We start from the raw sequence: 18,447 nt of genomic DNA, 5'->3' as shown, positions 1-18,447 counted from the left end.
CTGGCTAAAAACTTGCGGCTCAGACCAGCGTACCGTGGCAATGCTTGAACTTGGCGCCTGAGCCGCAAGGACACAGGCCGTTGCGCGAGGTGTTTTCCCAGCCGGCCGGCAGGGCCTGGGGCGGCAGGGCGGCGCGTTGTTCCGGGGTCAGGTCGTCGGTCAGTCTGGCGGCGCGCTCATTGTGGCCGGTCAGCGGATCGAGATGGACTTCCTCGAAGGCCCGGCGCTGCTGGGGCAGGGAAGGCGCGAACGGCATCGGTTCGGCTTCGGCCAATTGTTCCGGGAATGCCTCAAAACGGATTTCCATGGTCATCAGCCAGCGCGTGACCGAGTGGCGCAGATTGACCAGCAGGGTCTCGAACAGGGTGAAGGCTTCGGTCTTGTATTCGTTCAGCGGATCGCGCTGGCCGTAGCCGCGCAGGCCGATGACGGCGCGCAGGTGATCGAGGTGCATCAGGTGCTCGCGCCAGTGCATGTCGATCATTTGCAGCAGGAACTGCTTTTCCAGCGCCTTCATCTGGTCGTCGCCGAGCAGGCGCAGACGCTCCTCCATCTTCTCGGCGGCCAGGGTCTGGATGCGTTCCTCGAATTCCTCGTTGGCGATGCCCTCTTCCTGCGCCCATTCTTCCAGCGGCAAATCGAGCCCGGTCAGGTTGAGGATAGCTTCCTTCAGCTCCGGAATTTCCCACTTTTCGGCATAGGCCTTGGGCGGCATGTGGCGCTCGACCAGGTCGTGGATCGTATCGGTGCGGAATTCGCCGATCAGTTCGCTGAGGTCATCCGAATCCATGAAGTCCTGGCGCTGCTCGAAGACGGCCTTGCGCTGGTCATTGACCACATCGTCGTACTTCAGCAGGTTCTTGCGGATTTCGTAGTTACGCTGTTCCACGCGCTTTTGCGCCGTGGCGATGGCCCCGTTCAGCAGCTTGTGCGTGATGGCCTCGCCTTCCTCGACGCCCAGCGATTTCATCATCGCATTCAGGCGGTCGCCGGCGAAAATGCGCATCAGGTCATCTTCGCAGCTAAGGAAGAATTTCGAGCGGCCGGGGTCGCCCTGACGGCCGGTACGGCCGCGAAGCTGGTTGTCGATACGGCGGCTTTCGTGGCGTTCGGTGCCGAGCACGAACAGACCGCCGGCCGCCAGGGCCTTTTGCTTCAGGTCGCCGACCTGGGCTTCGATCTCGGTCTTCTTGGCGAGAATCTGCTCGGCCGAGACGGCATTGCCTGCGGCGTCCTGTTCGGCCAGCCATTTCTGCACGCGCATGTCGACATTGCCGCCCAACTGGATGTCGGTGCCGCGGCCGGCCATGTTGGTAGCGATGGTGACCGCGCCCGGTACGCCGGCATCGGCGATGATGTCGCCTTCCTGCTCGTGGAAGCGGGCGTTCAGCACGTTATGCGGAATGCCCTTGCCGGACTTGTAGACGATATCATAGGCGTCTTCGCCGGCCTTCAGTATATCCTTCTTATCGGCATTGGCGAAGTTGGCGCGCAGGGTGCGAGACTGCTCGACCTTGTAGCTGTAATTATTGAGGAACTTCGACAGGTCGTCGGACTTCTCGATCGAGGCGGTGCCGACCAGGATCGGCTGGCCCTTGACGTAGCAATAGGCGACCTGGGCGGCGATGGCGTTGAACTTCTCCGCTTCGGTGCGGTAGACCTCGTCGTCGTCATCGACGCGCATGATCGGACGGTTGGTCGGGATTTCGAGCACATCCATCTTGTAGATGTCGCCAAATTCCTGTGCTTCCGTGGCGGCCGTGCCGGTCATGCCCGAAAGCTTTTCGTACATGCGGAAATAGTTCTGGATCGTCACCGAGGCCAGGGTCTGGTTTTCGGGCTGGATATCGACGCCTTCCTTGGCCTCGATCGCCTGGTGCAGACCTTCTGAGAGCCTGCGGCCCGTCATCATGCGGCCGGTGAACTCGTCGATCAGGATAATCTCGCCATCCTTGACGATATAGTCCTTGTTGAGTGTGTAGAGCGTATTGGCGCGCAGGGCCTGGTTGGAATGGTGGACCAGCGAGATATTGACCGGATCGTAAAGCCCGGCCGAATCTTCCGCCAGATGGCCGCCGGCCTCCAGCATTTCTTCCAGACGCTCGGAACCCAGTTCGGAGAGCAGGACCTGGCGCTGCTTTTCATCCAGCTCGAACGTATCCGGATCCTTGATCAGTTCAAGGGTGATGGCGTTGAGAATCTTGTAAAGCTCGGAGCGGTCCTCGGTCGGGCCGGAAATGATCAGCGGCGTGCGGGCCTCGTCGATCAGGATCGAGTCGACTTCGTCGACGATAGCGAAGTTGTGACCGCGCTGGACCATTTCGTTGCGGCTGTAGGCCAGGTTGTCGCGCAGATAATCGAAGCCGAATTCGTTATTGGTGCCGTAGGTGACGTCCGAACCATAGGCCTGCTTGCGCTGGCCCTGGGAGAGGCCCTGGACGATGACGCCGGTGGTGAGGCCGAGGAAACGATAGACGCGGCCCATGAAGTCGGCATCACGCTTGGCCAGGTAGTCGTTGACCGTAATCAGGTGGACGCCCTTGCCCGACAGGGCATTGAGATAGACCGGCGCGGTGGCCACCAAGGTCTTGCCTTCGCCGGTCCGCATTTCGGCGATGCCGCCCTTGTGCAGGATCATGCCGCCGACAAGCTGGACATCGTAATGGCGCTGGCCGATCGAGCGCCAGGCGGCTTCGCGCACCACGGCGAAGGCTTCGTCCATCAGCGAATCGAGCGAGGCGCCCTTGGCGATGCGCTCCTTGAAAATCTGCGTCTGACCGCGCAGTTCCTCATCGCTCATCGCCTTGTATTTGGGCTCGAGCGCGCTGATCTTCTGCGCGCGGGCCATGTAACCGCGGACCTTGCGATCATTTGAGGAGCCGAAAAGCATTTTGGCGATGGCCAGCATGAGAAACCTTAACTATGAATTTCGTATCAGTCTGAAATAGCCTCAAATCGGGCCAGATTAGCCTGTCAGATGTAGAGAATTGTGAAGTCGGCGCGAAAACGTCTTATTTATCTGTAGTGTTCGTAACGAGACTGAAACGACTTACAGGTCAAATAGGTCCGGAATTGCGCTTTTCAAGCACGGGCACTGACTTAAGCGGCGGAATGATGTATGTCAATCTCGGCATGGAGTCGGTACCGTCGTAAGGCCACTTTGGGGAAATTCATGGTTAAACGCTCTGTCCTGCGCTTCGTATACGTACCTGTCCTGCTGGCGCTGAGTTTAAGCGTCGCTGCCTGTAACAAGACGACCGTCAGCAATGAAGCGCCGCCGGAAGCCGGCGATGTCGCCGTGGCGCGGATCGATGGCGAAACCATCTGGACCTCCGATGTCCGCGCCGAGGCGATTGCCCAGGGGCAGATCGGTCCGGGGGAGCCGCTCGATGTCACCTCCGACCTGTTCTCGCGCACCCTGGAAGAGGTGATCGACCAGCGCCTGCTGGCCAAGGCGGCCATGGCCAAGGGGCTGGAGAAATCGACTACCGCCCAGCGCCGCCTGCGCGCCGCGCATGACCGCATTCTGGGCGACATGCTGGTCGAGACCAGCATCGACCGCGATATCGACGACAAGGCGGTCAAGGACCATTATGATGAGCAGGTCAAGCTGTCGAAACAATCCGAGGAAATCCGGACGCGCCTGATCCTGCTGCGGACGAAGGCCGAGGCCGACACGGCGCTGAAGCAGCTCCAGGGCGGTGCCCTGTTCGAAGCCATGGCGATGGAAAAGTCGATCGACCAGGGCACGCGCTTCAATGGCGGCGACATGGGCTATTTCACCACGGACATCATGCCGCAAGCCTATAAGGGCGTGCTGGCGACCGCCAAGACCGGCGATACGGTCGGCCCGGTCCAGGTCGATGGCGGCTGGGCCCTGCTGCGGGTGGAGGATCGCCGGCCCGAGCAGTTGCCGACACTTGAGGAAGAGCGCCCGATCATCATGCGCTACCTGATCTACAACCAGGTTGCGGGTATGCTGAATTCACTGCGCAAGAAGGCAAGGGTGGAGCTGCTGGTCAAGCCGTCCCAGACGTCGGGCAGCCAGGAGCCGGATTCCGCCCCGGCCTCGATGGAGGCGGATGACAGTGCTTCGGACAGCGCCTCGGCATCCAGCGCCGCGCCTGTGAAAAAGGCCGGGCAAAAGACGTAAATCGTTACCCGGCCTTCAAAAAGGGCGATCGCCGGCAGCGATCAGAACTTCGCCGTACCCGGCGCGAAACCGAAGGCCAGCAGGCCCATCAGGAAGGCTTCAATCTGCTTTTTCATCGTTGTGGCGCTCCCTTAGTCCACGATGGGCAGGCGATGCGCGCGGGCCCAACCGATGACGAGGTTCACAAAAATGCTGGCAATGGACTTCATGATACTTAATTCCCGCGGGTGATGGCCCGCCTCATATTTACTGACAGCGCTGTCATAACATATTTCGCACCTGCGAAAAAGTCCTCTCTCCATCACATTTGCCAAAACCTGTCGTAACAGTGCGTGTATCGGGCCGGAGCGCCTATTGCCTATGGCGTCCTTACCGTGTCTCTGTTAAGGGGCAAGACCGTATTCCGTAAGTCAAAGGAACCGCGCCAGTGACCAAGACGCCCCCTGCAAAAACCCCATCCGCCAGCCGCATTACCCAGCGCGCCGCTGAGGGCCTGGCTGGGGGTTTGGCCGGAGGACTGGAACGTGCGCTTGATCCCTTTACCAGCGCGGTGAAGCGCGCGGTCCAGACCGGCGCCGACGCGGTCGCCAACCTGACGCATACGCCGGAGGCCGAGGCCCCTAAGGCGGCGGCACCCGGAAAGCCCGGCCTGGCCGTATCGCCCCTGGCCGTGCCCTTGCCCGACATGCCGCCGGTGGCCGGCGTGCAACTCTCCACCGCCCGGTCTGGCTTCTATAAGCACGATCGCAAAGACACCCTGCTGATGAAGTTCGCCGAAGGCACCACCTGCGCCGGCGTCTTCACGCGCCATACGGTCGGCTCCGCGCCTGTGGACTGGTGCAAGAAGCAGCTCGACGCCAATGAGGGCAGCGATGTTCGCGCCCTGATCTGCAATGCCGGCTGCGCCAATGCCTTTACCGGCAAACCTGGCGCCGACGCCGCCCGCCGCACGGCATCCGCCCTCAGCCGCCGCATCGATTGCCGCCAGCGCGACATCATGCTGGCCAGCACCGGCGTGATCGGCGTTGTGCTCGATGACAGCAAGATCGCTGCCCGCCTGTTTGATCTGGAAAAAGACCTGCGCGCGGATGCCTGGGCCGATGCCGCCAGCACGATCATGACCACCGACACCTTCCCCAAGGGCGCCTCGGAAACGGCCGTGATCGAGGGCGTGACGGTGCGGATCAACGGCATTGCCAAGGGTTCAGGCATGATCGCGCCGGACATGGCCACCATGCTGGCCTTTATCGCCACGGATGCCACCTTGAGCCCCGGCGTGCTGCAAAGCCTGCTGGCGCTTTATACCCGCACCACATTCAATTCGGTGACGGTGGATGGCGATACCTCGACCAACGACACCTGCCTGCTGTTCGCTACGGGGGCAGCCGGCGCGCCGAAAATTTCCCGCGCCGGCGACAAGCGCCTGGCCGATTTCAAGGCCAAGCTGGAAAAGGTGATGCACTCGCTGGCCACGCAACTGATCCGTGACGGCGAGGGCGCCACCAAGTTCGTCAAGGTCAATGTCACCGGCGCGTCAAGCCCGGCGTCGGCGCGGAAAATCGCCAAGTCGATCGCCGAAAGCCCGCTGGTCAAGACGGCGCTGGCCGGCGAGGACGCGAACTGGGGCCGGATCGTCATGGCCGTCGGCAAGACCGAGGAGCCGGTGGACCGCGACCGCATCGCCAACCGCTACGGCGACCTGGTGGCGGCCGAGCACGGCGCCGTGTCACGCACCTATGACGAGGCGGCGATGTCGGCCTATATGAAAAATGCCGAACTGGAGATCAGCGTCGATGTCGGCGTCGGCCGCGCGCTGGCGCATGTCTATACCTGCGACCTGACGCATGGCTATATCAGCATTAATGGCGATTACAGAAGCTAGGCTTGCAAAAATCCGTAATTTGTGCAAAATGCACAATATGGAGGCTGCCAATGGTTACGGTTACCGCGACTGAATTTGCCAAGAATTTCGGACGCTACCGCGAAGCCGTTCACCGGGAGCCGGTGGCGGTGACGTCGCACGAACGCATAGCCGGTTATTTCCTGTCCAGCGAAGATTTTGAAGCCTATCAGCGCCTGAAAGCCATGTTGCCCAGGGCCTATGCCGCACATGAAATGCCCGCCGAGACCTTGCAGGCACTACACAATGTCCGGATGGATAACCGGCACGACCACCTGAATGTGCTTCTGGACGAATGAGCCTGCCGAAGCCTGAGCCGGGCCTGGTCATTTCCTATGCCTATGTCTGGCGGTATGAAGATCGCGCCGGTCAGAAGGAAGGACGAAAGGACAGGCCCTGCGTTATCATATTGGCCGTCGAGCAGGCAGATGACCGCACCCTGGTGAGTCTGGCGCCCGTTACACAGAGTCCGCCGGCATCCGACGCCGCCGTCGAACTTCCGCCACGGGTGAAGGCGCATTTGGGGCTGGATGACCAGCCGTCCTGGATCATCACGGATGAGCTCAATCAATTCGTCTGGCCCGGCTTCGACCTGCGCCCCGTCAAAGGGGGCGCAAATGGTTTTGCCTATGGCTTCTTGCCGCCGAACCTGTTTGAAAAGGTACGGCAGTCGGTCTTATCTGCCGCACAACAACATCGCACCCGTATCGTAAAGCGTGATTGATATGAAAACCATCCTCGTCGTTGCCGCCGCGCTTGTGGATTCCGATGGCCGCGTGCTGATCGCCCAGCGTCCGGAAGGCAAGCAACTGGCCGGTCTGTGGGAATTTCCCGGCGGCAAGGTCGAGCCCGGCGAGACTCCGGAAGTGGCCCTGATCCGCGAACTGGAGGAAGAACTGGGCATCATTGTCAAACAGGCCTGCCTGGCGCCGTTTGTCTTCGCCTCGCATACCTATGAGACCTTCCACCTGCTGATGCCGCTCTATCTCATCCGCCGCTGGGAAGGCGAGCCCGAAGCCAGGGAACACGCCGCGCTGAAATGGGTGCGGCCCAATGACATGAGCCAGTATCCCATGCCGCCGGCCGATGATCCGCTGGTCGCCTGGCTACGCGATTTTATCTAAAGCGCTTTGGCTTCGCCGAACTTCGTTTCCGAAAAATGTGACGCACCGCACCGGCGGCCCGGTTTTCGGATTAAAAAGCGCGTTGAAAGTAATCGTTAAGCGTTTTTGAAAACCCACTGTTAGAGCCTTCGGCGTAACCTGGTTATCCGGAGGGCCGGGCAATGACGCATGGACCAAGCTACGGAAGACAGTCTGAAACACACGACGCCCAATTCCTGCGGCAACGCCTGGGCGCGAACTCGAAACGCCTGAGCGCGCAGAGCGAGATTTCCGATCGCCTGAAACTGATCAGCACCTTTGTCCTGATCGGCCTGTGCCTTTATCTCGGCCTGACGCAGTTCAGTCCGTGGGATGTGCCGACCACCCTGCGCCATCTGGCCGCCGGCGGTGGCTGCGATATCGCCCGTGCGGTCCATCTGGCGCCGGCCCATCGCGGCGAACCCGGTTACTGGTCCTATTTCGATCCACGCCACAAGGGCGTTGCCTGCGCCGTCTGAGCGGCATGGCCAAAAAGCCGGAATGTGTTAACGTCCTTTCAAATCTGAGGAGGGGCGTATGAAATCAATTCCTGTCGGAATGGTATTGGCTGTAATGTGCAGTCTTTCAGCGTGCGATAAGATACCATCTGAGACTTCGTCCACTGCGGCTTCATCGCAAGAAGCGATACCTGATCCGGAAGCTTTTCTGACGCGTCTTTACGCCCATTACAGCGGCAAGCCTGCGGATACATCTTTCTCACCGACAGGTGCCCAGGCGCCGCTATGGTTCGACAGGGAGATGGTGGGCCTGATGGCCGAAGATACACGCCTGGCGAATGGCGAGGTCGGCGCACTCGATGGCGATCCCATCTGTGATTGTCAGGACTTCGGCACATTGTCCGCGAACATCAAGATTGAGCAGGTAACGGCCACAACGGCCAGGGCGAGCGTCATCATCACCGAAACGGGCGCAACCTATAGCCCGGCAGCCCGGCAGCCGCGCACAATCACCTATGATCTGGTGATGGAAGACGGTGACTGGCGCATCCATGATATTGGCACAAAAGACATGCCCAGCCTGCATGACTGGCTTGTCAAATCGAACGCCGAGGCCAGTTCGCGTTAAAGCTTACCTTCCTTTACGCCCAAAGCGTCCGCCAGTCGCATCTTCGCGGAGCCGGGACGCAGGGGTTTCTGCTGGCTGTCATGGGCCTTCCAGCCAGAGAGGGTGATGATCTCGAAGGTGGCCGTGATCCGCCCTTCACTATCGGCATGACGCTCGAAATAAAGCGCGGACGCCTTTTCCAGAATGGCGCGGTTCAGGCCCTTGCGCGGCCGCTTGAGCAGGATATTGCTTTCCCCCATCAGCCGCAGGTCAGCCATCAGGCGCAAGGGATGCTCATAGCTCACGGTCACGCGGTCGGAATCGACCACGGGCATGGCAAAGCCTGTGCGTTTCAGCAGGTCGATCAGGTCCGGGCTTTCGGCAAAGGGCGCAATGCGCGGGCCATAACCGCCGCGCACCTCCAGCTCGGCCTCCATCAGGCAGGCGCGCAGCTCGGTCAGGGTCTCGCCGCCGAACAGCGAACCGATAAAGAGGCCGTCCGGCTTCAACGCGCGGCGCACCTGCACCAGCACGCCCGGCAGATCATTGACCGTATGCAGCCCCAGGGCATTGACCACCAGGTTCAGGCTGTCATCGCCAAAGGGCAGGGTTTCCTCGTCCATCATCAGCCGCGCCGTGCCCGATTGCTGCACTGACAGCTTTTCCGACAGGTCCCCCTCGATCAGCAGGCCGATCTTGCCGGCCACCGGCGTGCCCATGATCGCGCGGCCAAAGGCGCCGTCGCGCGCCGCCATATCGAGCGCCACATCGAATTGCCGGTTGATGGCGGAGAGCGTCTCGATCAGGTCTTCCACCGCCCGTTCGCGCAGAAAATGCGCTTGCGAAAAACCGCCGGCCGCGCGATCAAGTCGATGGGCGAGCAGGTTGCGATCAAACAAACGGGGAGGCAGCGACATGATGGGGGACTCTATATGCGACTAGCCTCCCGTTTAGGCCAAATCCGGTCCGAGGTTAAGGCTTTTGTCGATGACCGCCTGACGCTGTCTCATCTGCGCGCCTCAATGGCGCAGGCGCTCGATACGGTTTTTCCGCCGCACCGCTTTGACAGCGCGGAAGACGCGCCACCCGAAGCCCTGATGGGGGCCGGACTGGCGTCGGCCAGTTGGTCGCGTATCCGCTTTCTCGATCATGACGGCTGCGATATGTGCGCCCGGCCATTCGAGGGCGGGCTGTTCCTTGGCGCAGGTGTGTGCTGCAATGACTGTACTGACAAGCCTTTTCCCTTCCGCCATGCCCGCGCCGCCTGCGTGTATGACGAAGCGGTCAGCGGTCTGATTCTGGGCTTCAAGAATGGCGACCGGCTTGATCTCGCTCCCATGCTGACCCGCTGGCTGGAACGCGCCGGTGCCGATGTCATCGCCGAGGCCGATATCGTCATGCCGGTGCCGCTGCATCCGTTGCGGCTGTTGCATCGCCGCTTCAACCAGGCGGCTGAACTGGCCCGGCCGGTGGCGCGGCGCTTCGGTCGGACCTATCTTGGCAATGCTTTAAAACGCACGCGCCAGACCCATCAACGCGGCAAGGGCGCCCAGGCGCGCTGGGAAAATGTCCGCGGGGCGTTCGCGGTGGCGCCGCGCGATCAGAAGCGCATCCAGGGTAAGCGGATCGTGCTGATCGACGATGTGTTTACTACCGGTGCCACGCTGCGGGCCTGCGCCGATACCCTGCTGAAGGCCGGCGCGGCCTCGGTGGATGTCTGCGTGCTGGCCAGAGCGGTAAAACATTAACCGCTTTAAATTCTTACACGTTTTCCTATATTCTCGATTCAGTTTCATTTTGTGCCGAGTGCCCCATGTCAAAGATCGATATCTATACCAAGCCCTATTGCCCCTATTGCGAGCGCGCCAAGGCGTTGCTGGAAGAAAAGGGCGCCGAATATAACGAGATCGTCGCCTCGCACGATCCGGCCCTGCGCGCTGAAATGAATGAGCGCTCCGGCCGCTACACCTATCCGCAGATATTCATCAACGGCACCCATGTCGGTGGCTGCGATGACCTGATGGCGCTGAATGCCCGTGGCGGTCTCGATCCGCTGCTGGCCGCATAAGGCATGACCGACATCCTCAACCTCGCCCTGATCCAGACGCGGACGCCGGCCACACCGGCGGCGGCGCTGGACCATGCGCGTCCGCTGATCCTGCAGGCCGCCGCCAATGGCGCGCAGCTTATCCTGCTGCCGGAATGCGCCAACCTGATGGAGGCGCGTAAAGAGCATAAGGCGCAGGTGGTGACGACCGAGGCCGAGGATGTCTTTATACGGGGTGTGCGCGAACTGGCGCAGTCATTGCGTGTCGAAATCCTGATCGGTTCGGCCATCGTCAAATCCGAGGTCGATGACCGGGCCGCCAATCGCAGTCTGCTCATCGATGCCCGCGGCGAGATCGTCGCCCGTTACGACAAGATCCACCTGTTCGATGCCGATACGCCCGATGGCCGGTCTTACCGCGAAAGCGCCACCATGCGGCCGGGGGAGGCGGCGGCCGTCGCCGTAACGCCGTGGGGCGGTCTGGGCCTGACCATTTGCTACGATGTGCGTTTTCCACATCTTCACCGCACGCTGGCCAGGCAGGGCGCCAACATGATCGCCGTCTGCGCCGCCTTTACGGTGCCGACCGGCAGGGCGCACTGGGAAGTTTTACTGCGCGCCCGCGCCATCGAGACCGGCTGTTTTGTGCTCGCCCCGGCCCAGGGCGGCCTGCATGAAGACGGCCGCACCACCTATGGCCATTCCATGGTGATCTCGCCCTGGGGCGAGGTCATCGCCCGTCTGGACCATGACCGCCCGGCGGTCCTGGAAGCCAGTATCGATTTTAGTGAAGTGACCCGTGCGCGCCAGGCCCTGCCGAGTTTGCAGCACGACAGAGAGTTCCGAGTATGATCCGTTACGCGTTGAAGTGTATTGTCGAGCATGAGTTCGATGCCTGGTTTTCGTCATCCGATGGCTTTGACGAACAGGTGGCCAAAGGGCTGGTCGAATGCCCGATGTGCGGTTCGAAGGCCGTGAGCAAGGCAATCATGGCGCCGATGGTGCGCACCACCAAGGGCAGGGAAGCGCCGCAATCGCTGGCGGAGGCACAGCAGGCCGTGGCAGAGGCCCTGCACCGCCTGCGCCGTCATGTCGAGACGACGCATGATTATGTCGGTAATGATTTTGCCAGCGAGGCGCGCGATATGCACGAGGGTCTGACGCCGGAACGGCCGATCTATGGCGAGGCGACGCCGGAAGAGGTCAAGGGGCTGGTTGAGGACGGCGTGCCGGTGGCCGCCGTGCCGGTCTTTTCGCCGGCAACGGAAGGAGAGGCGAAGATGCCTGTGTTGCCGCCCGCAGCGCCGATGATCGATAAGAAGCTGAACTAAATGATCTCCCCCTCTTGGAGGGGGAGATTGGAAATTGCGAGTAGCAATTTCAAGAGGGGGTAAGGTAACAGGTTCTGGCATTTACCCCCTCCGGCACTACGTGCCACCTCCCCCTCCAAGAGGGGGAGACTAAGTAAAAAAGCCTCCGATTTGCATCGGAGGCTTTTTTATCAGGCTTCTTCGGACGCGCTGGCGTCTTCCTTCTTTTTGCGGGTACGCTTTGGCTTGGCTTCCGGCTCCGGGGCGGGTGCATCAGCGGCCACCGGGGCTGGCCGATGCAGGAAGGCCGGCAATTGCGACGCATCATCCGAAGCTTCGGCGCGCGGCTTGCGTTCCGGGCGTTCGCGCTTTTCCTTCACCGGTGCTTCGGCAGCTGGCGCCTCAAAACCGAGGTCCGGTTGCGCAGCGGGCCTGGCGCCCAGCGGTTGAGTGGAAGCGATATAGGAAGGCGCCGTGTAGGCCGGTTCCGCCACGGGCAGCGGCACAGGCGCATTCAGATTGGCTTCCTGCTCGGCAAAACGCTGCTGGCGACGGCGCTCATAGCGCTCGCGGCGGGTTTCGCGGCGATTGCCGTTTTCGTCATATTGGGGTTCGGAATCACGCGGCTGATTATTATTACGCGGTTCGAAGCTGCGTTGCTCGTTGTTGCGATCGCCATTGTTGCGGTTGTCGCGATTATTGCGGTTGTCACGGTCGCGGTTATTGCGGTTGTCACGATCACGGTTATTGCGATCGCCGCGATCAGTGTTGCGCTCGCGGCTCTCATAGCGCGGCTCGTCCGAGGTCTGCTCGTCGCCTTGAGCTTCGCTTTCCGAGTCGGTGGCCTCGACCTCCACATCCTCGTAGTCATCGTCGAAGCCGCTGGAGAAGGGATCGCGCTGCACGAATTCCGAGACCGGGCGCGTCGGCTGCATCTGGCGGATCATGCGGAAATAGTGTTCGGCGTGCTGCAGGTGGTTTTCAGCCAGAACCCGGTCGCCGGACGAATTGGCATCGCGGGCGAGCTGTTGGTACTTTTCGTAGATGGTCTGGGCGTTGCCGCGCACCTTGGTGCCTTCGGGTCCGTTCGACTCGTAGGCGCGGTTGGGGTTGTTTGAATTGCCGGCGGGTTTGCGGTTACGGCTGCGTTGCCGTTTCATGCCCCTGAAGTCTTTCATCGGTAATTTCGTCTCTCTTACGCTCCGCCCGGTCTGTTCGTTGGGCGGCGAAATATGTGCATAAATGTCAGGTCGGACCGTTGGCTATCGTCGTGTCGAGCGGTCCTGAACCTTGCAATTGTCCTGGCTTTAAGGGGCGCGGGGGCCGTTTTTATGACCCGAAGAAACCTCGCGCTCTCACAGTCCTCCGCCGCGTTCATACCGTCTGTTTTAGGCCGGGCCTGCTGCGATGTGAGGAAGACAATTATGTCTAGCCTTTCCGAAGCTTTCTGCCAAGCGGAATTTTATGTCAGGCCTGATGCGGCTTTTGGCCGGTGACGACGCGCGGCAGGTTGGAGAGGTCAAGATAGGTATTAACGTCGTCAAAACCCGCTGATCTCATTAGGTTTTCCACATCCATTGCCTGGTCGAAACCGATTTCGAGATAGGCCATGCCGCCCGGTTTGAGCAGGCGGAAAATCTCCGGCGCCAGTTCGATATAGGCGTCCAGACCGCTGGCACCGCCATCGAGCGCGAGAATCGGGTCGTGCTCCTTGACCTCCGGCTCCAGGGTCGGGATCACGTCGGACCGGATATAGGGCGGGTTCGACGCCACGATATCGAAGGTGCCGTCATGCAGGCCCGAGCCCCATGAGGTGCGCAGGAAGGCGGTCTGGTGCGACAGGCCGAGATTGGCGGCATTGTCGCGTGCCACGGCCAGGGCGTCCTCGCTGATATCGGTGCCCAGTCCCCTGGCGGCCGGGCGTTCGGACAGCACCGACAGCAGGATGGCGCCGGACCCGGTGCCGAGATCGGCTAACTGGAAGGCATCACCCGGCTGGCTGCGCTTGAGGATCATATCGACGATCACCTCGGTCTCCGGCCGCGGGATCAGCACATGTTCGGAGAGGTTGAGCAACAGCTTCCAGAAGCCCTTACGCCCCAGAATCCGCGCCACCGGCACGCGCTTTTCGCGCCGCGCCAGGAATTCCTCCAGCGTATTGACCTGATCGTCGGTCAGTTCGCGGTAGGGGTCGGTCAGGATGTCGGCGCGGGTGGCGCCGGTGGCGGCCTCCAGCAGCAGGCGCGCGTCGATGGCCGGCGAATCGATAAAGGCGGCCTTGAGGCGTTGCTGGGCGCCGGTCCAGGCTTTGACGAGTGTGAGGGGCATGGAAGATCTTCAGTGTTTGAAAAGCTAGAAACCCCACCACCACATCTCGTCGCGCAAGCGCTCCTTCGTGCGGTCTCCCTCCCCGGCACAGCCGGGGAGGTACAAAAAGAACGGCTCTCATTCTTATACCTCCCCAACTTGTTGGGGAGGGGGACCATTGCGAAGCAAACGAAGTTCGGCGAAGCCAATGGTGGTGGGGTATCTTGCTTGCTAGGTTAAAACGCGGCCGTAACCGGATATTTCGCCACCATCATGTAGTTCACATCGGTATCGTCCGACAAGGCCCAGGTGCCGGAAATCGGCTGATAACTGACGCCGACCGGTGGTTCCGGCTGGAGCGGCGTGCCGTCGAGGAAGTTCCGGATCTCCTCCGGCGTCAGGAATTTCTGCCAGTCGTGCGTCCCCTTCGGCACCCATTGCAGCACATATTCGGCGCCGATGATCGCCAGGCCATAGGCCTTGGCCGTGCGGTTCAGCGTGGCGACGAACAGCAGGCCGCCCGGATTGACCAGCGAGGCGCAGGTTTTCAGGAAGGCTTCCGGATCGCTGACATGCTCGATGACCTCCATGGTCAGGACCACATCGTAAAGCACCTCGCCGGAAGCCGCCAGTTGCTCGACCGTCTGGTTTAGGTAGCGGATATCGAGCCCCCCTTGCGCCGCATGGGCACTGGCCGTGCCGATATTCTTTTCGGAGGCATCAAGGCCGGTGACGGTGAAGCCCATCCGGCGCATCGGTTCGCTCAAGAGCCCGCCGCCGCAGCCGACATCGAGCAGTTGCAGGCCTTCGAAGGGCGCGCGCTTGCGGTAATCGAGCGCGAAATGCTCCAGGCAGGTCTCGCGGATGAATTTCACCCGCGTCGGGTTGAATTTGTGCAGCGGTGCGAATTCACCCTTCACGTCCCACCACTTGGCGGCAAGCGCCGAAAAACGCGAGACTTCGCCCTGATCGATACTGAAGCCTTCTGCGGAGCCGGAATCGTTGACTGTCGTGTTCATGACTTGGGCTCGTCCATTTTACGTTGCGCTACCGCTGCGCTGCTTGAGCGCGGTTCGCCCTCATCGATGGAAAAACCACTGGCCGCACCAGAATCCAAACTGTTTAGGTTTTGCGCCATTTTGCGTGCCTATTTCTCATCATTTGTCGCCGGAATCGGCCTTGCGGCACAGGGGCTTAACCGCTAATTAGGCCGCGCAACAAGTCCGGACAAGGATAGATGCCTGTCCGTCAGAAAGAAAGTGGCGAAATGACGCGTTTAGTGATGAAGTTCGGCGGCACCTCCATGGCCGATCTCGAACGCATCCGCAGGGCGGCGCGGTTGGTGGCGGCCGAGGTTGACGCCGGTCACAAGGTGGCGGTGGTGGTTTCGGCCATGGCCGGCAAGACCAATGAACTGGTCGCCTGGACAGATGGCGCCGGCCAGCCCACCGGCAAGGCCGCCGAGGTCCATGCCAACAGCGATGACGAATACGACGTGGTCGTGGCCTCCGGCGAACAGGTGACCGCCGGCCTGCTGGCCATGACCCTGCGCAATCTCGGCTATCCGGCGCGCTCGATGATGGGCTGGCAACTGCCGATCAAGACGTCGAACCTGCACGGCAAGGCGCGCATCGGCGATTTCGAGGCCGACAACCTGATCAATGCGCTCGATTCCGGCCAGATCGTCGTTGTCCCCGGCTTCCAGGGCGTGACGGATGATGACCGCATTACGACCCTTGGCCGTGGTGGTTCGGATACCTCCGCCGTGGCCGTGGCCATCGCCGCCAAAGCCATCCGCTGCGATATCTATACCGATGTCGACGGCGTCTATACCACCGACCCGCGCATCGAGGCCAAGGCGAAGCGCCTGCCCAAGATTTCCTTCGAGGAAATGCTGGAGATGGCCTCGCTCGGCGCCAAGGTGCTCCAGACCCGCTCTGTCGAACTGGCCATGGCCTACCGGATGCCGGTGCGCGTTCTGTCATCCTTCGTCGAACCCGGCGAGAATTTAGATCAAGGCACCCTGGTGTGCGACGAGGAAGAAATCGTGGAAAAACATATCGTTTCCGGCGTGGCCTACAGCCGTGATGAGGCCAAGATCACCCTGCTGGGCCTGCCCAACAAGATCGGCGTCTCCGCCGCCGTCTTCGGCCGACTGGCCGCCGCCAACATCAATGTCGACATGATCGTCCAGTCGGAAAAGCGCTCGGGCGAATATGCCAACCAGCTCTTCACCGTCGGCCGTCGTGACGCCCAGCGCGCCGCCGAAATCATGACGGCCGCGAAAGCAGAACTCGGTTTCGACGACATCAAGGTCGACGAAGGCGTGTCGAAAATCTCGATCGTCGGCGTCGGGATGCGGTCTCACACCGGCGTGGCCGAGACCATGTTCCGCGCGCTTTCCGAGAAGGGCATCAATATCCAGGTCATCTCGACCTCGGAAATCAAGATCAGCGTCCTGATCGATGAAGCCTATACCGAACTGGCGGTGCGGGCTCTACACGCCGCCTACGGCCTGGACCAAATCTAAGCTCGCCCTGCTGGGCTGCAAATGGCTGTTTGCTGCGATCCGGTGCTCACGTACTTAAGTACGCTCCGCTCCGGTTCTCGCAAGCCAACCATTTTCGCCACATCATGTCGGCTTAGACGTCAGCAGTTTTTCTATATAGCTTTTCGACACCTCTGAACGACGCCTTACAACCTTAAGGTGTTGTTAACCGTGTCGGCATACCTTCCGCCGGGACATCCACGAAGATCGTCTCTGTAAGCGTATCCGGGGCCTGCTTTCTCTGACATCTGCGCGAATGCCGTCCTTATTTCATGAGGTTACCGGTGTCGTTCAAGAATATGCCCATGCTCGGCAAGGCCCTGGCCATGCTGCTGTCGCTCGCCGTCGTCGTTATCGCGGCCGTCGCTTTCACCACAACCAAGATGGCGAAGATCGGCGCTGATTACAGCGCCGTCATCGCCGGGCCGGGCGTCGCCTCGGTCGATATGGAACGCGCCAGCCGGCAGATCGAACGTTCCGGGACCGCTTTTTACAAACTGGCCATCGCCATCAGCTCGCAGGACCGGGCGAAGGCCGAGGCCGATCTCAAAAAGGCCCAGGCCGCCTTTACCCAGGAAACCGGCGAGGCCATGAAAGCCCTGCCGGCGGAGACGAAACGCATATCCGACATGCAGGCCAGCTATGTGGCCGCCATTGATGACGCCTGTGCGCCCACCCGCGAACTGGCCGATGCCGATAATGACGCCGGTGCGGTCAGGCAGCTTCAGGATGTCTGCGATCCGGCCATCGGCCAACTGACCAGCACCATGTCGAAGGTTGTCGATGACACCCTGGCGGATAATGCCGCGGCCTCGGCGGCCGCCGGTGCCGAAACGCGCCAGACCATCGGCCTGTCATGGACGGGCGTCATCGCCGGACTGGGAATCGTTCTGGCCCTGGCGGTCTGGATGACCCTGATGTTCATTGTCCGGCCGCTGAAAAGCCTGACCGGCACCATGACGGCCATGACCGGCGGTAACCTGGCGGTTGAGGTGCCGGGGCAGGACCGCCGTGACGAGATTGGCGCCATGGCGCGCGCCTCCGATATCTTCCGCCGGGGTTTGCAGGAAACTGAAACCCTGCGTACCCAGGCCGCCGATGCCGAGCGGCTCAATGCCGAGAAGATGCAGGCGGAGCGTGATCGCATCGCCGACAGCTTCCAGTCGAAAATGGGCGTGCTGGCCGATGCCTTCGTCCGCTCGTCGCGCGAAGTCTCGGAAGCGGCGCAAAGCCTGGCCGCCACGGCCGAGGAAACCAGCCGTCAAGCCCAGGTCGTCTCCGGCGCGGCCGAGGAAGCCGCGGTCAATGTCCAGACGGTCGCCGCCGCCACAGAGGAAATGACCGTCTCGATCCGCGAGATCGACAGCCAGGTGACCGCCGCCGCCGGCGTCACGGTCGAGGCCGCCAACGAGGCGGCGCGCTCGGAAACCGACATCCGCGAACTGTCCGCAGCGGCGCAGGAAATCGGCGCCGTGCTCAGCCTGATCAGCGATATCGCCTCACAGACCAACCTGCTGGCGCTCAATGCCACCATCGAAGCCGCCCGTGCCGGCGAGGCCGGCAAGGGGTTTGCCGTCGTGGCTTCCGAGGTCAAGCAACTGGCCACCCAGACGGCGAAAGCGACCGGCGATATCGGCGCCAAGGTCGCACAAATCCAGGAAGCTACGCAACGCACGGTCGCGTCCATCGGCCGGATCGTCGCCACTATCGGCGATGTTCGTTCAATCTCCACCGCCATTGCCTCGGCGGTCGGGCAGCAGGGCGCGGCGACGCACGAAATCGCCGGCAATACCGCCCGCGCCTCGACGGGTGCCCTGCAGGTGACCGAGAACATTTTCGGCGTTGGCCGGGCGGCGGAAATGACCGGCGCGGCCTCCACCCAGCTTATGGGCCTCTCCGGCACGCTGTCCGCCCAGGCCGACGATCTGCAACGCGAGGTCAATGCGTTCGTCAGCCAGCTCCGCACGGCCTGAGA

18 protein-coding genes are annotated in these 18,447 nt (G+C 61.5%); 13 read left to right on the top strand and 5 right to left on the bottom strand.

Annotation, left to right across the window (positions count from 1 at the left end):
- Positions 1 to 19 precede the first annotated feature (19 nt).
- Positions 20 to 2,908, bottom strand: coding sequence for a preprotein translocase subunit SecA (gene secA, locus ACTHND_RS08255; protein WP_440177470.1), 2,889 nt, complete (start codon positions 2,906 to 2,908; stop codon positions 20 to 22).
- Between the two features lie 264 nt (positions 2,909 to 3,172).
- On the opposite strand from secA, the gene ACTHND_RS08250 reads away from it, so the two are divergent.
- The 7 genes from ACTHND_RS08250 (at position 3,173) to ACTHND_RS08220 (ending at position 8,281) form a co-directional block, all read left to right on the top strand.
- On the top strand, positions 3,173 to 4,153 hold the full coding sequence (locus tag ACTHND_RS08250) for a peptidylprolyl isomerase (protein ID WP_440177469.1): 981 nt from the start codon (positions 3,173 to 3,175) through the stop codon (positions 4,151 to 4,153).
- Positions 4,154 to 4,580: 427 nt separating this feature from the next.
- Complete coding sequence (gene argJ / locus ACTHND_RS08245) at positions 4,581 to 6,035, top strand: bifunctional glutamate N-acetyltransferase/amino-acid acetyltransferase ArgJ (protein ID WP_440177468.1); 1,455 nt, start codon at positions 4,581 to 4,583, stop codon at positions 6,033 to 6,035.
- Positions 6,036 to 6,085: 50 nt separating this feature from the next.
- Positions 6,086 to 6,352, top strand: a complete 267-nt coding sequence (locus ACTHND_RS08240) for a type II toxin-antitoxin system Phd/YefM family antitoxin (RefSeq protein ID WP_440177467.1) — start codon at positions 6,086 to 6,088, stop codon at positions 6,350 to 6,352.
- Positions 6,349 to 6,777 carry a growth inhibitor PemK gene (locus ACTHND_RS08235; RefSeq protein ID WP_440177466.1) on the top strand — a complete coding sequence of 143 codons (429 nt, stop codon included), beginning with the start codon at positions 6,349 to 6,351 and terminating at the stop codon, positions 6,775 to 6,777. Before ACTHND_RS08240 ends, ACTHND_RS08235 begins: the two co-directional genes overlap by 4 nt.
- A gap of 1 nt (position 6,778) precedes the next feature.
- The gene (gene mutT / locus ACTHND_RS08230) at positions 6,779 to 7,177 is read left to right on the top strand and encodes an 8-oxo-dGTP diphosphatase MutT (protein ID WP_440177465.1); all 399 of its coding nucleotides are present in this window, start codon (positions 6,779 to 6,781) and stop codon (positions 7,175 to 7,177) included.
- A 161-nt stretch (positions 7,178 to 7,338) separates the two neighbouring features.
- Positions 7,339 to 7,674 (top strand): excalibur calcium-binding domain-containing protein, encoded by a 336-nt coding sequence (locus ACTHND_RS08225; protein WP_440177464.1) that lies wholly within the window; start codon positions 7,339 to 7,341, stop codon positions 7,672 to 7,674.
- A gap of 58 nt (positions 7,675 to 7,732) precedes the next feature.
- Positions 7,733 to 8,281, top strand: coding sequence for a DUF3828 domain-containing protein (locus ACTHND_RS08220; protein ID WP_440177463.1), 549 nt, complete (start codon positions 7,733 to 7,735; stop codon positions 8,279 to 8,281).
- Here the strand turns inward: ACTHND_RS08220 and ACTHND_RS08215 are convergent.
- Positions 8,278 to 9,177: a methyltransferase domain-containing protein gene (locus ACTHND_RS08215; protein WP_440177462.1), complete on the bottom strand. Its 900-nt coding sequence runs from the start codon at positions 9,175 to 9,177 to the stop codon at positions 8,278 to 8,280. The two genes, ACTHND_RS08220 and ACTHND_RS08215, sit on opposite strands and share 4 nt — an antisense overlap.
- Before the next feature lie 15 nt (positions 9,178 to 9,192).
- On the opposite strand from ACTHND_RS08215, the gene ACTHND_RS08210 reads away from it, so the two are divergent.
- From ACTHND_RS08210 to ACTHND_RS08195, 4 genes are all read left to right on the top strand, one after another.
- The gene (locus ACTHND_RS08210) at positions 9,193 to 10,008 is read left to right on the top strand and encodes a ComF family protein (protein ID WP_440177461.1); all 816 of its coding nucleotides are present in this window, start codon (positions 9,193 to 9,195) and stop codon (positions 10,006 to 10,008) included.
- A 65-nt stretch (positions 10,009 to 10,073) separates the two neighbouring features.
- A complete protein-coding gene (gene grxC / locus ACTHND_RS08205; RefSeq protein WP_303830762.1) occupies positions 10,074 to 10,328 on the top strand; it encodes a glutaredoxin 3 in 255 nt (84 codons plus the stop codon).
- Positions 10,329 to 10,331: 3 nt separating this feature from the next.
- On the top strand, positions 10,332 to 11,159 hold the full coding sequence (locus ACTHND_RS08200) for a carbon-nitrogen hydrolase family protein (protein WP_440177460.1): 828 nt from the start codon (positions 10,332 to 10,334) through the stop codon (positions 11,157 to 11,159).
- Complete coding sequence (locus ACTHND_RS08195) at positions 11,156 to 11,638, top strand: DUF1178 family protein (RefSeq protein ID WP_440177459.1); 483 nt, start codon at positions 11,156 to 11,158, stop codon at positions 11,636 to 11,638. Before ACTHND_RS08200 ends, ACTHND_RS08195 begins: the two co-directional genes overlap by 4 nt.
- 170 nt (positions 11,639 to 11,808) lie before the next feature.
- Here ACTHND_RS08195 and ACTHND_RS08190 read toward each other — a convergent pair whose 3' ends face one another.
- The 3 genes from ACTHND_RS08190 to ubiG all read right to left on the bottom strand — a co-directional run bounded on the left by ACTHND_RS08190 (position 11,809) and on the right by ubiG (position 14,943).
- A complete protein-coding gene (locus ACTHND_RS08190; RefSeq protein WP_440177458.1) occupies positions 11,809 to 12,795 on the bottom strand; it encodes a DUF4167 domain-containing protein in 987 nt (328 codons plus the stop codon).
- Between the two features lie 289 nt (positions 12,796 to 13,084).
- Positions 13,085 to 13,945, bottom strand: a complete 861-nt coding sequence (gene prmC / locus ACTHND_RS08185; RefSeq protein WP_440177457.1) for a peptide chain release factor N(5)-glutamine methyltransferase — start codon at positions 13,943 to 13,945, stop codon at positions 13,085 to 13,087.
- A gap of 215 nt (positions 13,946 to 14,160) precedes the next feature.
- Complete coding sequence (gene ubiG / locus ACTHND_RS08180; RefSeq protein ID WP_440177456.1) at positions 14,161 to 14,943, bottom strand: bifunctional 2-polyprenyl-6-hydroxyphenol methylase/3-demethylubiquinol 3-O-methyltransferase UbiG; 783 nt, start codon at positions 14,941 to 14,943, stop codon at positions 14,161 to 14,163.
- Between the two features lie 248 nt (positions 14,944 to 15,191).
- Between ubiG and ACTHND_RS08175 the strand changes: the two genes are divergently transcribed.
- On the top strand, positions 15,192 to 16,454 hold the full coding sequence (locus ACTHND_RS08175) for an aspartate kinase (RefSeq protein WP_440177455.1): 1,263 nt from the start codon (positions 15,192 to 15,194) through the stop codon (positions 16,452 to 16,454).
- A 302-nt stretch (positions 16,455 to 16,756) separates the two neighbouring features.
- Positions 16,757 to 18,445 carry a methyl-accepting chemotaxis protein gene (locus tag ACTHND_RS08170; RefSeq protein ID WP_440177454.1) on the top strand — a complete coding sequence of 563 codons (1,689 nt, stop codon included), beginning with the start codon at positions 16,757 to 16,759 and terminating at the stop codon, positions 18,443 to 18,445.
- Positions 18,446 to 18,447: the final 2 nt, after the last annotated feature.

The sequence above is a fragment of the Asticcacaulis sp. genome (genome assembly GCF_051954415.1).
Taxonomy (GTDB): domain Bacteria; phylum Pseudomonadota; class Alphaproteobacteria; order Caulobacterales; family Caulobacteraceae; genus Asticcacaulis.
This window is presented reverse-complemented; position numbering and strand designations above follow the sequence as displayed.

Coding starts and splice junctions, on each gene's coding strand:
- ACTHND_RS08195 (WP_440177459.1), top strand. CDS start 11,156: ATGATCCGTTACGCGTTGAAGTGTATTGTCGAGCATGAGTTCGATGCC.
- mutT (WP_440177465.1), top strand. CDS start 6,779: ATGAAAACCATCCTCGTCGTTGCCGCCGCGCTTGTGGATTCCGATGGC.
- ACTHND_RS08240 (WP_440177467.1), top strand. CDS start 6,086: ATGGTTACGGTTACCGCGACTGAATTTGCCAAGAATTTCGGACGCTAC.
- ACTHND_RS08215 (WP_440177462.1), bottom strand. CDS start 9,177: ATGTCGCTGCCTCCCCGTTTGTTTGATCGCAACCTGCTCGCCCATCGA.
- ACTHND_RS08220 (WP_440177463.1), top strand. CDS start 7,733: ATGAAATCAATTCCTGTCGGAATGGTATTGGCTGTAATGTGCAGTCTT.
- ACTHND_RS08175 (WP_440177455.1), top strand. CDS start 15,192: ATGACGCGTTTAGTGATGAAGTTCGGCGGCACCTCCATGGCCGATCTC.
- ACTHND_RS08225 (WP_440177464.1), top strand. CDS start 7,339: ATGACGCATGGACCAAGCTACGGAAGACAGTCTGAAACACACGACGCC.
- ACTHND_RS08200 (WP_440177460.1), top strand. CDS start 10,332: ATGACCGACATCCTCAACCTCGCCCTGATCCAGACGCGGACGCCGGCC.
- ACTHND_RS08210 (WP_440177461.1), top strand. CDS start 9,193: ATGCGACTAGCCTCCCGTTTAGGCCAAATCCGGTCCGAGGTTAAGGCT.
- ACTHND_RS08250 (WP_440177469.1), top strand. CDS start 3,173: ATGGTTAAACGCTCTGTCCTGCGCTTCGTATACGTACCTGTCCTGCTG.
- prmC (WP_440177457.1), bottom strand. CDS start 13,945: ATGCCCCTCACACTCGTCAAAGCCTGGACCGGCGCCCAGCAACGCCTC.
- grxC (WP_303830762.1), top strand. CDS start 10,074: ATGTCAAAGATCGATATCTATACCAAGCCCTATTGCCCCTATTGCGAG.
- ACTHND_RS08235 (WP_440177466.1), top strand. CDS start 6,349: ATGAGCCTGCCGAAGCCTGAGCCGGGCCTGGTCATTTCCTATGCCTAT.
- ACTHND_RS08190 (WP_440177458.1), bottom strand. CDS start 12,795: ATGAAAGACTTCAGGGGCATGAAACGGCAACGCAGCCGTAACCGCAAA.
- secA (WP_440177470.1), bottom strand. CDS start 2,908: ATGCTGGCCATCGCCAAAATGCTTTTCGGCTCCTCAAATGATCGCAAG.
- ubiG (WP_440177456.1), bottom strand. CDS start 14,943: ATGAACACGACAGTCAACGATTCCGGCTCCGCAGAAGGCTTCAGTATC.